The organism is Aeromicrobium endophyticum, from assembly GCF_003586285.1.
Taxonomy (GTDB): Bacteria; Actinomycetota; Actinomycetes; order Propionibacteriales; family Nocardioidaceae; genus Aeromicrobium; species Aeromicrobium endophyticum.
In genome coordinates this window covers 953,221-966,741 of record NZ_QUBR01000001.1, presented here as the reverse complement: position 1 = coordinate 966,741, position 13,521 = coordinate 953,221, and the positions used below count along the sequence as shown (strand labels likewise).

Annotated in this window: 12 protein-coding genes and 1 tRNA gene; 10 read left to right on the top strand and 3 right to left on the bottom strand. The window is 65.7% G+C overall.

The annotated features are described in order from the left end of the window. Positions 1-92: 92 nt before the first annotated feature. Positions 93-1,178: a hypothetical protein gene (locus DX116_RS04810; RefSeq protein WP_119703033.1), complete on the top strand. Its 1,086-nt coding sequence runs from the start codon at positions 93-95 to the stop codon at positions 1,176-1,178. Here the strand turns inward: DX116_RS04810 and DX116_RS04805 are convergent. Further along, positions 1,135-1,764 carry a nucleoside/nucleotide kinase family protein gene (locus DX116_RS04805; RefSeq protein WP_119703032.1) on the bottom strand — a complete coding sequence of 210 codons (630 nt, stop codon included), beginning with the start codon at positions 1,762-1,764 and terminating at the stop codon, positions 1,135-1,137. The two genes, DX116_RS04810 and DX116_RS04805, sit on opposite strands and share 44 nt — an antisense overlap. Positions 1,765-1,827: 63 nt before the next feature. On the opposite strand from DX116_RS04805, the gene DX116_RS04800 reads away from it, so the two are divergent. Further along, a tRNA-Ser gene (locus tag DX116_RS04800) sits at positions 1,828-1,914 on the top strand. A gap of 462 nt (positions 1,915-2,376) precedes the next feature. Here the strand turns inward: DX116_RS04800 and DX116_RS04795 are convergent. Beyond that, positions 2,377-3,063 (bottom strand): EthD domain-containing protein, encoded by a 687-nt coding sequence (locus DX116_RS04795; protein WP_158591897.1) that lies wholly within the window; start codon positions 3,061-3,063, stop codon positions 2,377-2,379. Between the two features lie 91 nt (positions 3,064-3,154). Continuing rightward, positions 3,155-3,895: an SDR family NAD(P)-dependent oxidoreductase gene (locus DX116_RS04790; protein WP_119703030.1), complete on the bottom strand. Its 741-nt coding sequence runs from the start codon at positions 3,893-3,895 to the stop codon at positions 3,155-3,157. A gap of 131 nt (positions 3,896-4,026) precedes the next feature. Between DX116_RS04790 and DX116_RS04785 the strand changes: the two genes are divergently transcribed. The 8 genes from DX116_RS04785 to DX116_RS04750 all read left to right on the top strand — a co-directional run bounded on the left by DX116_RS04785 (position 4,027) and on the right by DX116_RS04750 (position 13,519). Next, the gene (locus DX116_RS04785) at positions 4,027-4,623 is read left to right on the top strand and encodes a TetR/AcrR family transcriptional regulator (protein ID WP_119703029.1); all 597 of its coding nucleotides are present in this window, start codon (positions 4,027-4,029) and stop codon (positions 4,621-4,623) included. A gap of 378 nt (positions 4,624-5,001) precedes the next feature. Then, positions 5,002-6,153 (top strand): substrate-binding domain-containing protein, encoded by a 1,152-nt coding sequence (locus DX116_RS04780; RefSeq protein WP_147393580.1) that lies wholly within the window; start codon positions 5,002-5,004, stop codon positions 6,151-6,153. Positions 6,154-6,196: 43 nt separating this feature from the next. Next, positions 6,197-8,710 carry an ATP-binding cassette domain-containing protein gene (locus tag DX116_RS04775; protein WP_119703027.1) on the top strand — a complete coding sequence of 838 codons (2,514 nt, stop codon included), beginning with the start codon at positions 6,197-6,199 and terminating at the stop codon, positions 8,708-8,710. Beyond that, positions 8,707-9,771, top strand: a complete 1,065-nt coding sequence (locus DX116_RS04770; RefSeq protein WP_119703026.1) for an ABC transporter permease — start codon at positions 8,707-8,709, stop codon at positions 9,769-9,771. Before DX116_RS04775 ends, DX116_RS04770 begins: the two co-directional genes overlap by 4 nt. 3 nt (positions 9,772-9,774) lie before the next feature. Beyond that, positions 9,775-10,623, top strand: coding sequence for a mycofactocin-coupled SDR family oxidoreductase (locus DX116_RS04765; RefSeq protein WP_119703025.1), 849 nt, complete (start codon positions 9,775-9,777; stop codon positions 10,621-10,623). Between the two features lie 29 nt (positions 10,624-10,652). After that, a complete protein-coding gene (locus DX116_RS04760) occupies positions 10,653-11,147 on the top strand; it encodes a VOC family protein (RefSeq protein ID WP_158591896.1) in 495 nt (164 codons plus the stop codon). 45 nt (positions 11,148-11,192) lie between these two features. Further along, the gene (locus DX116_RS04755; RefSeq protein WP_119703023.1) at positions 11,193-12,422 is read left to right on the top strand and encodes an acyl-CoA dehydrogenase family protein; all 1,230 of its coding nucleotides are present in this window, start codon (positions 11,193-11,195) and stop codon (positions 12,420-12,422) included. Further along, complete coding sequence (locus DX116_RS04750) at positions 12,419-13,519, top strand: acyl-CoA dehydrogenase family protein (protein WP_119703022.1); 1,101 nt, start codon at positions 12,419-12,421, stop codon at positions 13,517-13,519. Before DX116_RS04755 ends, DX116_RS04750 begins: the two co-directional genes overlap by 4 nt. The last annotated feature ends 2 nt before the right edge of the window (positions 13,520-13,521 follow it).

The following is a 13,521-nucleotide window of genomic DNA, read 5'->3' as shown; positions in this document are numbered from 1 at the left end:
CAACTCTGTGACGCCTGCGGCGTCATCCCCGATCCGTGACGCCGTGGGCGTCACGGATCGCGGGTGCTCGAGGGCCGACCTAGGGTGGGTTCGTGCCTGCCGACCTCGCCTCCCGCTTCCGGCTCGCGCTGGCCGACCCGCCCCGTGACCTGGGGCGCGGGTTCCGACGCGTGGGGCTGCGTGCTGTCGTCGCCGACACCAACCGGGTCGCGCGCCGTGTCGACGTGCCGGGCGAGGCCGTTGCCGAGGGTTTCACGTGGGACGACCACGACGCCGCCACCGACCGCTGGTGGCCGCAGGGCATCACGACGTCCGCCGACGCCTACGGGCACGACACCGGTGCCGGCACGTTCGAGGGCCGCGACGTCCTGCTGACGAGCTGGTACGCGCACGGACGGTTCGGGCGGCGCCTGCTCGGTTCGCGCATCACGGTCGTCGTCGACATCGACGGGGCCGCGCCCGTCTACCGGCACGTGCTGCTCGTCGAGCCCGTCAGGGTCGGGCCGCTGCACCTGCTGCGTCCGGTGAGGGTGCACGCCGGCGGCATCGTCTGGTACGGCGACCACCTCTTCGTGGCGGGCAGCGGGGCCGGCATCCGGGTGTTCCGGCTCGACGACATCACCCACGTGCGCAACCGGGTGCGCGCCCGCGGCTACCGCTACGTCCTGCCGCAGACGTCGACCTATGCCGCCGAGCAGGACACCGACCACGAGCCGTTGACGTACTCGTTCCTGTCGCTCGACCGCGGCACCGAGGCCGACAGCCTCGTGGCCGGTGAGTACGGCACGAAGGACAGCCCGACCCATCGACTCGTCCGATTCCCGCTCGACCGCGACACCCAGCTGCTCCGCGGCGACGAGCGCGGGCGCAGCGCGGCCCTCGAGCTGCACGACGGGCAGCCACGCATGCAGGGCGCGACGCTCGTCGGCGGCACCTGGGCCGTGACGGCCAGCGCCGGCGAGGGACGCGCCGGCGACCTCTGGGTCGGGCGACCCGGCCACCTCCACCGGCACCGCGGCGTCCTGCCGACCGGGCCCGAGGACGTCGCGCACTGGCCGCAGCGCCGTCAGCTGTGGTCGCTGTCGGAGTGGCCGGGGCGACGGTGGGTGTTCGGCATCGACGTCGACCCGTGGGTCACGCCGGGACGAGCAGATCAGCCTGCTCCCGGCGAGCGATGACGCGCTGAGCGTTGGGCTCGTCGACCGTGTCGACCCACGCCTGGGCCTCGTCGCGGGGCTTGCCGTGCTTGACGTGGCGGTCGACCAGGCGTGAGCGCCGACGTCCGTCATCGAGGTCGACGAACCACACCTCGTCCATCAGCGCGCGGGCAACGGGCCACGGCGCCGCGTCGTCGAGCAGGTAGTTGCCCTCGGTCACCACGAGCGTCGTCGAGGGCGGGATGGTGATCGCGCCGGCCAGCGGCTGCTCGAGCTCGCGCTCGAACGACGGCGCGAGGACGTCGTGATCGAGCTCGTCGCGGAGCCTGTGCAGCAGGGCGACGTACCCGTGCCCGTCGAACGTCTCGATCGCGCCCTTGCGATCCAGCAGCCCGCGCTCGACCAGCGCGGCGTCCGCGAGGTGGAAGCCGTCCATCGGCACCTGCACGGCCTCGACGCCGCGCGCCCGCAGACGCTTGACGAGCGTGGCGGCCAGCGACGACTTGCCGACCCCAGGTGCTCCGCAGACGCCGAGGACGCTGCGCCGGCCCGGCACGACGAGGCCTTCGGCGCGTTCGGTCAGCTGCCGCAAGGTCGTGGACTGCACCTGCCCATCATCGCGCAGGACGCGGGTTCGGCGCTTCGGAGAGGCTCGGGTATGGTTTCTCGCGGTGACGTGTCCGAGCGGCCGAAGGTGCAACACTCGAAATGTTGTGTAGGTTCACGCCTACCGTGGGTTCAAATCCCACCGTCACCGCACGACAGAGGCTCCGTTCCTCCTTGCCATGGCAGCGGGGAACGGAGCCTCTTCGCTTTGCGTGGTGCTCATTGCATCCAACCGGCCCGCATCTGTCTGATCTTGAGATGATCTTGGCCACCGTGGGGGAGGTTACAGCTACTGCACGAAATGATCCGCGGTCATCACTGCTCGCAGCCATGACCGGGGCCCCCATATTCCACGGTGGTGACGTGGCTGTGCCGCGGGCGCTACTCGCGGCGGCGCTCGGAGGTCGCCGGTTTCGCCGAGGTTCCACACGGCCAGCTGCTGCGACGGCTCCGACGTCCATCACGCCGGCCAGAGCTTCCATGTCTTCATCGGGTAAGCCCGATGATGCGCAGGCAAAGGTCGACTCGTAGACGATCGCTCGACTGGCGCTGACAGGCCGCACGAGCCCGGGCCGGGGCTCGTGCGGCTACCTCCGGCTGCCGCTAGGTCAGCTCAGCGCAAGAACCGTTCCGAGACTGTCAGCATGGTGATGGCGTGACCGGCCTGGGCGATGAGCTCGTCGAAGGCTGCCCGATCGGCGTCCACGCCGTCCTGGAACGCCGTCAGGGTCGGCCACCACAGCTGGCGGGCGCCGAGGAAGGGTGCGGCGCTGTCGCTGTACACCTCAGTGCTTGGCCGGTTCACTGCGTGGCGCAGGGCACCGATCCGTCGGCCGAGCTCGGCGTCGTCCGCGCCGGCCCAGTCGTGATTGCCGTCGAGGCGCACGAACTGCAGCAGTTGGATGCTGGTCGGCCGCTCCAGTACGTCCCACTGCCGATCGACCGCGTCGCTGGCGCCAATGGCGGGCCGCGAGGTGATGACTTCCTCCTCAGTGATGAAGAAGACGACCCTCGTCAGGTCTTGGAACAACGGCTCATCGGGGCGGATATTCTCGACGAATAAGGGCTCGTCGACCAACGCGTCGGCGTCCTTAGCGGAGTCGAACGAGGGCATGGAGACGGCGTCGAACTCGTCCTGGCCTGGGCCAAGGCGGTCGGTGTCGAACTGGTGCGCTTGGACGTAGGTGAGCATGCCCGGGATCTGGCGGCCCATGGTGCCGTGCGGGTGGCGCAGGTGGTCGTGGAAGCGCTGACGTTCGATATCGGGCCGGCGAGGGATGAGGGAGAAGAAGCGAATCACGGAGAGCTCCTGACATGGTTGATGTGAGTAATCGGCCGACGTGGTCACGGGTGGGTGATCACGCGGGGAAGGCCGCGATGATCGCGACCGACTACAGGTCGGCCTTGGCGCCGGCGGCGGTCAGATCGAACTGGGTCGGTGGCCCGGCCAGACGAGCCTTTGCCTCGACAGCGGACTCGTCGAGGATCTCGATCTCCCCAGCGGCGATTCCGTCCAGAGCTCGACGGACAAGATCGGCCGGGTCGTTGAGCCGATGCTCGGGCAACACGACCCCGGATCCGCTCGCGTAGGCGCGCAGGGTCTCGGTGTCGATGAGCCCCGGAACCAGCGCACTGACCAGCGTGTTCTGGCCGGCCAGCTCGACACGAACCCCGTTGGTCAGCCCCCACTGCGCGGACTTCGCCGCCGCGTAAGCAGTATTGCCGTCGAAGGTCATCCACGCCACCGCCGACAGCACGTTGAGAATGGCGCCACCGCCGTTGCGGGCCAGGACAGGAGCGAACGCACGGATCATGGCGAGCGTGCCGTAGTAGTTGGAATCCATCGCCGCGCGGATCGAGTCGAGATCTCCACCGATGAAGTTGCCGCCCCCGGTGAACGCCGCATTGTTGATCAGCAAATCGACATCGGTTGCAGTTGTCGCCGCCGCCGAGACGGACGCCGGATCGGTGATGTCCAGCCGGAGCACCTCAGCACCTGGCAGGTCGACGAGCTCGGGGCGGCGGGCGGTCGCGTACACCTTTGCGCCTCGCTTGAGCAGCTCCGCCGCGAAATGGTGGCCCAAGCCCCTGTTCGTCCCGGTGACCAGGGCTGTCGCGCCGTCAAGATTCATGGTGAGTCCCTCTTGTTGGAATTGGCCGTGCGATCTAACTTGATCGACCGATCAGGTTGATTCGCCGAGCGTAGACGAAGTTGACCGGTTGATCAAGTTGCCCGGTCGGTCACGTTGGTACATTAGGAACTGTGATCTCATCGGCTCGCCCGCTCCGCGCTGACGCAGCCCGTAATCGAGAGCTCCTCCTGGCTGCGGCCGAAGAGGAGTTCGCTGCGCGCGGCATCGATGCCTCGATCGCGGACATCGCAGACCGGGCGGGTGTGGCGAAGGCGACGGTGTTCAGTCACTTCGCCTCGAAGGAGGAGCTGATCGCCGCGATCGTCGGCAACCACTTCGCGGAGCTCACGGTGGTGGCCCGACGGTTGCTCACGTCGGCCGACCCGGAGGCCGCGCTGTCGGACTTCCTTACTGAAGCCGCCCACGGGATCAAGCAGCAGGACCTCACCTTCCTGCGAGCCGACGACGACTCCAGAGTGACCGAGCTGCGCAACGACCTCCACGAGGCCGTCAGTGCACTCGTCGACCGGGCTCGTGCGGCGGGGGTCGTCCGGGCCGAGATCACTGGCACCGACGTCTTCCTCTTGATCTGCGCGCCCGTTCACATCGCAGGCTGCCATCCTGATGCGGACCCGGATCTGTGGCGTCGGTACCAGGCCATCATCTTCGACGGGTTGCGCCCCACTCGAGCCGAGCTGCTGCCACAGCCGCCGCCGAGCTGGCCGTGATCGAAAAATTTAGGACGGGTGTCGCTGCGCGCACTGGTTTATAGCTGGTCGGCCGCGCTCGACGTCCATGAGGTCGGCCTTCGCGGTCACAGCCTGGCGCGTCGCTTGATCGATCTGCCTCGCCCCGAAGGTGCCCCGCCTGAGGTGCGGGGCAGTTCGCGTCTGAGTGCGTGCAGGCACTCCTGGTCCACTGGCGAGTTGCGGCGGCATGGATCACGCGCAGGAGTGCGGCACGTCTTGACTTGTTGAGCGCCCGCTCATAAAGTGAGCGCTCAGTCACCAAATGTGGGCGTGATCACACTTGCGGGTGTGGGGTCCGGGTGGGGTGGCTGGTTCGGGGTCGTTGTGGTTGATGGATCTGATCGGAAGGTGTGTTCGGTGCGCGCTAAGACTGGTGCTGTTGCGGTGTTGTTGCTGGGGGCGATGGTGTTGTCGGCGTGTGCGTCGACCACGTCTGACTCCTCGGATGGTTCTGGTGCTTCGGCGAGTTCAGATGGCAAGGCGACGGTGGTCAGCTTCGACATCGACGAGGGTCAGCAGACTCCGGCCCAGCCGTTGGACAGCTGGTGTGGTGACAAGAAGGTCAAGGTGGGTCTGGCCGTGGCGCAGGCGGTCAATTCCTGGATGAAGACGCTGCACTACCAGGTTGATGAGGCGGCCAAGCAGTGCAAGTCCATCGATGGCGAGGTCTTGTTCACCAGTGCTGGCGGTGACCAGCAGCGGGCGATCAGTCAGATCAACAGCCAGGTCGCCCAGGGGGTGGACGTGTTGCTCGTGCAGGCGGACTTCGGTGCAGCCGAGCTTCCGGCGATCCGCTCGGCGCAGAAGGCTGGCGTGAAGGTCATCATCTACAACTCCGCTATCGGAGGAACGCCGGGCAGGGACTTCACCGCCCAGACGATCTTGGACGGCCGCCTTGCTGGCAGTGACATGGCGACCAAGCTCGGCCAGAACGTGAAGAAGGGCAACGTGGTGTTCCTGGGCGGGATTCCCGGAGCAGCCTCGTCCAAGGCCATGCTCGATGGTGTCAAGGAGTCGCTGAAGGACTTCCCCGACCTCAAGCTGCTGACCGACACCCCGGTCACGACGAGCTGGACCGCCGCGGGAGCACAGCAGGCCATGGCAGGCCTGATCGCCCAGTCCTCGAACATCGACGCGGTCATCACTGACTACGGGGTGACCGCCCGCGGCGCGATCGAGGCCTTCAAGCTGGCAGGCAAGCCGATCCCCCCGATCTCGACCCTGTCCACCGACAACCAGTTCGGTTGCGCGTGGAAGGAGCTTGCCGACGACAAGATCGACGTCCCAGTCTTCACCCTGGACGGCGGGACCTGGATGGGCGAGATCGCCCTACGTCAGGGAGTAGCCGCAGCCACGGGAAAGAAGTACAACGCGGACCAGACATTCAAGCTCCCGCCCTTCACCGACACCGCCGCCGGCAAGACACCACCCTGCGACCCCAACCTCCCACCCGACGCAGACCTCGCCGCCGGACTCACCACCACCCAACTCAACACCATCTTCAAATAACCAAGACCCACACGAGCATGCGAAACCCCACGGAGGGAATTCGATGAGCCAGACAGAAGTTCTCGCCGAGCTGGAGCAGACCTGGAGCATTGGCGGGTTGAGGATCGAGGGTGTCAGCAAGAGCTTTGGCGGCGTCCGTGCCTTGAGGGACGTAAGCCTCGAGGTGCGTCCCGGCGAGGTGCTGGGGCTGGTTGGCGAGAACGGTGCCGGCAAGTCGACCTTGATGGCTATTGCCGCTGGTTCTCTGGCGCCGGACGCCGGACGGGTCTCGATCAACGGCCAGCCCTTGATCGAGGCCAGCCCAGAGGAGGCGCGGCGGCGAGGTCTGGCCATCGTGAGGCAAGATCCTGCGCTGATGCCGGATCTCACTGTCGGCGAGAACCTCTATCTCGGAGTGTCGAAATCCCACAGGCCGAGCAGCCGAACGATGAGCGAATGGGCGCGGGGATGCTTGACGTCCTGGGACGAGAACATTCTGATCGATCCCGCCACTCGAGTCGACACGCTCGTGCCGGAGGAGAAGTTCGTCGTCGAGATCAGCAAGGCGCTCGCGCAGGGTCCAACGGTTCTGGTCCTCGACGAGCCCACGGAGCATCTCTCAACCGAGGATGTCCAGCGACTGTTTGTGCGCATTCGGTCGTTGAAGGAATCGGGGTGCGCGGTGGTCTATATCTCCCATCGCGTCCATGAGGTCCGACAGATCGCAGACCGCATCACTGTCCTGAGAGACGGACAGGCGCAGGGGACCCACGCGACCGAAGATCTGGATGAGTCGAAGATCGTCAATTTGATCGTGGGTCGTTCGGTCGCGAGTGCTTTTCCGGTTAAACCGCCCCTGGAGGGACGTAGGGGAGACGTCCTGAAGGTCGAGAACTTGAGCGGTGCGGGATTCTCCGACATCTCCATGACCCTCAGGCAGGGTGAAGTCGTCGGGCTCGCTGGGATCGACGGCAACGGTCAGCGCGAGTTCATACGGTCATTGGCGGGCCTCAACCGGAGCCGCGGTGTTGTCAAAGTCGGACGAGATTCGATCTCGATTCGGTCCGCCGCCCGCGCTAGTGATGCCGGCGTTGCTTACGTGCCGGGCGATCGGCACCACGAGGGAATCGTGGACACCCTGTCCGTGCGAGAGAACGTGAACATGCGATCGCTGGGATCGCACGCTTCGTGGGGTTTCCTGCGACGGTCTGATGAGGATGCCGCAGCGCAGCAAGCGATTTCGTCATTTCGTATCAAGACACCGTCGATGCACACGCCGATCAGCTCATTGTCAGGGGGCAATCAGCAGAAGGTCGTGCTTGCAAGTGTCCTGGCAACTCGACCGCGAGTCCTCCTGGCCGACGAGCCTTCGCAGGGCGTGGACGTCGGTGCGCGGTTGGAGATCTATGAGCTGATCAGAGAGTCTGCTGCCACCGGGACTGCTGTGCTGGTTGTCTCGGCTGACGCGGCCGAACTGGCAGGCTTGTGCGATCGTGTGATCGTCTTTTCGCGCGGCACGATCGTGGCCCAGCTGAGCGGAGACGACGTCTCCGAACGCAACATCACGAGTGCTGTTGTCACCTCGACCGCCGAGCGAGTCAAGCCCGAGCGAGCATCTCCGCTCGTAACGTGGCTCGCGGGCTCGTGGGCCTCACCCGTCAGTGTCGCAACAGCGGTCGTCGCACTGGGAGTGTGGGCCAGCCTCGCGAGCAGCTTCTACCTCAGCAGCCGCAGTATCAGCGTGCTTCTCTCCCTGACCGCAACGCTCGCACTGGTTGCGTATGGGCAGCAGCTGGCGATGACCATTGGTGGCATCGACTTGTCGGTCGGGCCACTCATGGGCAGTCTTGTGGTCATCGAGTCGTTCTACCTGGTCGACAACGCGACACCTCTTACTCAGGCGTTTGGGTGGATCTTGCTCTTCGGTGTGGCCATTGCGGTCGGATTGCTCAACTGGCTGTTAATCGATGTCGTGGCCCTGCAACCGATGATCGCGACTCTTGTGACGTTCACGGCCCTTCAAGGCCTGTCCCTTACGCTCAGGCCAACTCCTGACGGGGTGATTTCTTCGGCCATCACCGATCCGATCAGCTCGCAGTTCGGCGCGGTCCCGGTCGTCTTCGTCGCTGCGGTCGTCATCGGGGTGGCTTTGGAGCTGGTGCTCTTCCGATCCCGTGTCGGCATAGCCCTGAGGGGCCTGGGATCCAACCCGGAGGCCGCACGCGTGGCGGGAGTGAAGCCTCGACGCTTCCACATCATGGTGTACGTCGGATGTTCCCTGTTCGCGGCGCTTGCAGCCATCCCACTACTGGCCCAGGTCGGGTCAGGGGACCCAGCAGCGGGCATCTCCTACACGATCGGGAGCGTTGCCGCAGTTGTCATCGGTGGAGCAAGTGTCTTCGGCGGGCGTGCCTCCTTTGTCGGAGCCTTGCTCGCGGCTCTGCTCATCGGACAGATCGACACTGTGACCGGCATCCTCAACCTCAGTGAGGCCTGGAGCTCATACCTGCTCGGTGGGATGATGCTTCTCGGGGCAGCCGCCTACAGCAAGAGTCGTCAGCTGGCGTTGCCCCGATGACCGCCGTCGAGGAAACACCAGGTGTCAGAGCCGACGAAAGAAAGCCTTCTCGGATTCGCGTCGGTGAGTTCGGCTGGATCTGGCTCGGGCTGGTCGGAGTCTTCGTCGTCAGTGCCGTGGCGGCTCCGGGAACGCTGCGGCCAGACACCTTGGCCTCTCTGCTTCCCTTTGCTGGAGTGCTGACTTTGGCATCGATCGGGCAGACCCTCGTCATCCAGCAGAGGGGCCTTGACCTGTCGGTGCCGGGGACGATGGCGATCTGTGCCCTCACCATGGCAAAGCTCGACGACGAGCACACGGTGCTGGTCTCGGCCATCGCGGCTTTGGGCGTGGCAGTGCTGATCGGAGCCTTCAATGGTGTGATCATCACCAAGCTCTCGGTGACGCCGATCATCACCACTTTGGCTGTCAACTCCTTGCTCGTCGGTGGAGCGTTCACCTATGCGGGCGGCTCAGCTGTGTCGGTCTCGTCGACCATGACGGACTTCACCCGCGCCAAGCTCCTGGGCGTGCCGTCCATCGTCATCATCACGGTGGCGCTTGTCCTCCTCCTGGCTTCCGTGCTCCTGAACAGCGTCGCGGGGCGAAGGTTCGTCTTGGTCGGTTCAAGCCCTTGGTCCGCAAGAGCCGCCGGAATCCAGGTGACGCAGTACCAAGTCGGGGCGTACGTGTTCTCTGCTGTGTTCGCTGGGTTTGCGGGGGTTCTGCTGGCCGGCTACACCGGAGTGGCGACGGCCGACTTGGGGAAGCCGTATCTGCTGTTGACCGTTGCGGCAGTGGTGATCGGGGGCACGCCCCTCTCCGGCGGTCGAGGCAGCCTCATTGCCACCGCTGCGGCCGCCCTGTTCTTGTCACAGCTGGACCAATTGACTCGCGCCCTGGGTGGCCCGAGCTCGGTGCAGTACTTCGTGCAGGCCAGTGCGCTGGTGCTCGCCTCGACGCTGCGATACCTCGCATTTGGCTCGGTGTTCAGGTCTCGAGACGTCGGCGCCTCTCTCACCTCCACCGATGGAGCTGTCCCCAGTGCCGGGGAGCCACATCACCTCACAAAAGGAAGTTGATAAATGGGATCTTTGGACGGAAGAGTTGCTTTCATCACGGGTGTGGCCCGTGGTCAGGGACGCAGCCACGCGCTCAAGCTGGCCGAGGCGGGTGCCGACATCGTCGGTCTAGACGTCTGCGAGGACGCGACCTCGCCCCGCTATTCGCTGGCCACCGAGGACGACCTCGACGAGACCGGTCGGCTGATTGAGAAGCTCGGGCGCCGGGCCGTGCTCCGCAAGGCTGACGTCAGGAACTTGGAGCAGGTCAGCGCCGTGGTCGCCGAGGGGGTCGCCGAGCTGGGCAGGTTGGACGTGGTCGTCGCCAACGCCGGCATCTGCTCGATCGGGTCGACCGCCGAGCTCACCGAGGAGGCATTTCTCGAGGTCATCGACATCAACCTCTCGGGTGTGTGGCGCACCGTGAAGGCGTCCGTGCCTCACCTGCAGGCTGGCGGCCGCGGGGGGTCGATCATCCTGACGAGCTCGGTGGCGTCGGTCATCCCGCCGCCCAACATCGCGCACTACAGCGCCGCGAAGGCCGGCGTGAACTCGCTGATGGCGTCGTTCGCCCTGGAGTTCGGACCCGAGCTCATCCGGGTCAACTCGGTGCTGCCGACCAACGTCGACACGCCGATGATCGACAACGAGTTCGTCCGCAAGCTGTTCATGCCCCACCAGGAGGACCCGACCAGGGAGGACGCCGCGAGCGCCGACTCGGCGTACGTCCAGCTGCATGCCATGCCGGTGCCATGGGTCGAGTCGGACGACATCAGCGAAGCCGTCCTCTTCCTGGCCTCGGACGCCTCCCGCTACATCACCGGAGTCCCCTTCCCAGTCGACGCCGGCTACCACATCAAGAAAGCTCACTAGGCCTCTCGGGCCCGAGAAAGGAACTCCAGATGTCCAACGCAGGAATCACCTCGATCTTCCACGTCAACATCATCACGCGCGACATGGATCGCGCGATCAAGTGGTACACCGAGGTGCTCGGGGCGAGCCTGATCGATGGCCCCTACGACGGCGAAGGTCTTAGCACCCGCGCCATCTCGTTCGGCCTGGACGGCACCGGGGTTGAGCCCGAGGACGTCAAGATCCGATACGCGCTCCTGGGGTGGGGCGAAGGTGAGGACCAGACGTTCCTGGACCTGATCGAGTCGGTCAACCCCGCCAGCTTCGGCTCGGTGCACCCGAGCGTGCTCCACGTGGGACTACGCCGGATCTGCTTCACGGTCGAGAGCGTCCAGAAGTCCGCCGATTTTCTCGTCGCGAACGGTGTGGAGCTCTTGACGCCGATCGTCGAGTTCGACGCGACCGAGGGGCCGTTGGAGGGCCACGCCTGCGTGTGTTTCACCGATCCCGATGGGACGGTCCTCGAGGTCTTCGGACCGATGTAGCCGCTGCAGCCGACGAGGGAGGACACATTGAAGGAGCACGTACGCATGTCACCAGTTGTCACCCGTCCACGTCACCGGTCCAGCGCCGCCGACGACCGCCCGACCGACCTCGCGGAGCTCTGCCGACGGGCGGCCGACTTCCTCGACGACCACGACGGACAGGACTCGGCGACGTTCCTCCGCGCCCGGTTCGACGCCGGGCTCGCCTGGGTCGGCTATCCCGAAGGGTGTGGCGGATGGGGCTTGCCGTTGGCATGGCAGTCAGAGGTCGATCGGATCTTCGAAGAGGCGGGCTCGCCCTCCAACCGGCCCGAGGTCAACGACATCGGTCTTGGCATGGCGGCACCGACGATCCTGACGTTCGGGACCGACGAGCAGAAGCGCAGGTTCCTGCGACCGCTGTGGACCGGTGAAGAGATCTGGTGCCAGCTTTTCAGCGAACCCGGAGCCGGTTCGGACCTGGCCAATGTCTCCACGCGCGCGTCTCGTGACGGCGACGAGTGGCGTGTCACGGGACAGAAGGTGTGGACGTCCAGGGCTCACAACGCTCAGTTCGCGATTCTTCTTGCGCGGACAGACGCCGACGTACCTAAGCACCAGGGCATGACCTACTTCTTGTGCGACATGACAGATCCGGGGATTGACGTGAGGCCGTTGCGGCAGATCACGGGAGAGGCTGAGTTCAACGAGGTCTTCTTGACCGACGTGCGCATCCCTGACAGCCGTCGACTGGGCGCCGTGGGCGACGGCTGGAAGATCGCGACCGCGACGCTTGCCAACGAACGTGTGCACATCGGTGGCCAGGGCGCGGCCCGTGAGACCGGCATGATCGGTGTGGTGGCAGCCACGTGGCGGAGGTGTCCCGATCGCCGCGCGCCGGACCTGCACGACCGGCTGATGGAGTTGTGGGTCGATGCAGAGGTGTCTCGCCTCAGCGGTATGCGGCTGCAGCAGAAGTCGACTCACGGGCGGCCGGGCCCCGAGGGAGCGGCTATGAAGCTCTCCTTCGCGCGGACGAACCAGCGTCTCACTGGGCTCGAGCTGGAGATTCTCGGCGAAGACGGTCTGCGCTACTCGGACTGGACGTTGGTCCGTCCCGAAGAAGTGGAGCTCACCGGACGGGACGCGGGATACCGCTACCTGCGCGCCAAAGGCAACTCGATCGAAGGGGGCACCTCGGAGGTCCTTCGGAACATCATCTCTGAACGCGTGCTGGGACTGCCTTCCGAGCCACGTGTCGACAAGGTTTCCCCGTGGAAGGAGCTTGCCAAGTGAGCGAACCGTCAGACCTGGACCTGCTGTACACCGATGTCGAGGACGACCTGCGCGCCGTGGTGCGCCGTCTGCTCGCCCAGCGATGTGATCCTCACGCTGTCGCAGCCCTGTACGACGGTGACCGATCCCCGGTCGCACCCTTGTGGCACGGGCTTGCCACCGAGCTGGGCTTAGCGGGCTTGATCGTGTCCGAGGACCGTGGTGGCGCCGGGGCGACTGCACGCGAAGCCGCGGTTGTGCTGGAGGAGCTCGGTCGGGCGGTCGCGCCCGTGCCATTCTTGACAAGTTCAGTGATCGCGGCCACGACGCTTCTCGATACTGACTCGACGCTTGTCAGGTCCCTCGCAGCAGGAGAGACGGTCGTGGCGCTCACGCTGCCGTGGTCAACTGCGCCTTTCGACGATCTTCCGTCTATCGCTGTCGATCGTGGCCTTCTGACTGGGACGATGACCAGTGTCGCAGGAGCCGTAGAGGCAGATGTCCTCCTGGTGCCGGTTGCCACGGATGAGGGCGTTGCGCTGTACGCCGTGAGTTCAGAGGAGGTGCAGGTCACGCCGATCGTGTCTCTTGACATGACCCGCCAGCTTGCTGATGTGTGCTTCTCGGGGGTGGCGGGTGAGCTGATGCTGCTCGATGCCGAGACGGCGGTGCGACGCGGCCTGGAAGCTGGATGCGCTCTGCTCGCATCCGAGCAGCTGGGTATCGCGCAGTGGTGCCTCGAGGCCACGGTCGCCTACGTCAAGGACCGCCGCCAGTTCGGCCGGGCTGTCGGAGGGTTCCAAGCTCTCAAGCACAGACTCGCCGACGTCTACACCGGCGTTGAATCCGCGGCTGCGGCTGCGCGCTACGCTGCCGCAAGCCTCGCGGCAAAGAGCGACGATCTCAGCGTCGCTTGTGGAGTTGCTCAGTCCTACTGCAGCGACCAGGCCGTCGCCGCGGCGGAGGAGGCGGTACAGCTGCACGGCGGTATCGGCATGACGTGGGAGCACCCGGCTCACCTCTACCTCAAGAGGGCGAAGGCGGACCAGCTCGCGTTGGGTGGTCCCGGTGCACACCGAAGGCAGCTCGCCGATCTCGTGGGGATCTCGGCGAGCTGACC

Excerpts from the sequence above, each read along its gene's own strand:
- DX116_RS04790 (WP_119703030.1), bottom strand. The coding sequence starts at position 3,895 with ATGAATCTTGACGGCGCGACAGCCCTGGTCACCGGGACGAACAGGGGC.
- DX116_RS04775 (WP_119703027.1), top strand. The coding sequence starts at position 6,197 with ATGAGCCAGACAGAAGTTCTCGCCGAGCTGGAGCAGACCTGGAGCATT.
- DX116_RS04770 (WP_119703026.1), top strand. The coding sequence starts at position 8,707 with ATGACCGCCGTCGAGGAAACACCAGGTGTCAGAGCCGACGAAAGAAAG.
- DX116_RS04765 (WP_119703025.1), top strand. The coding sequence starts at position 9,775 with ATGGGATCTTTGGACGGAAGAGTTGCTTTCATCACGGGTGTGGCCCGT.
- DX116_RS04760 (WP_158591896.1), top strand. The coding sequence starts at position 10,653 with ATGTCCAACGCAGGAATCACCTCGATCTTCCACGTCAACATCATCACG.
- DX116_RS04755 (WP_119703023.1), top strand. The coding sequence starts at position 11,193 with ATGTCACCAGTTGTCACCCGTCCACGTCACCGGTCCAGCGCCGCCGAC.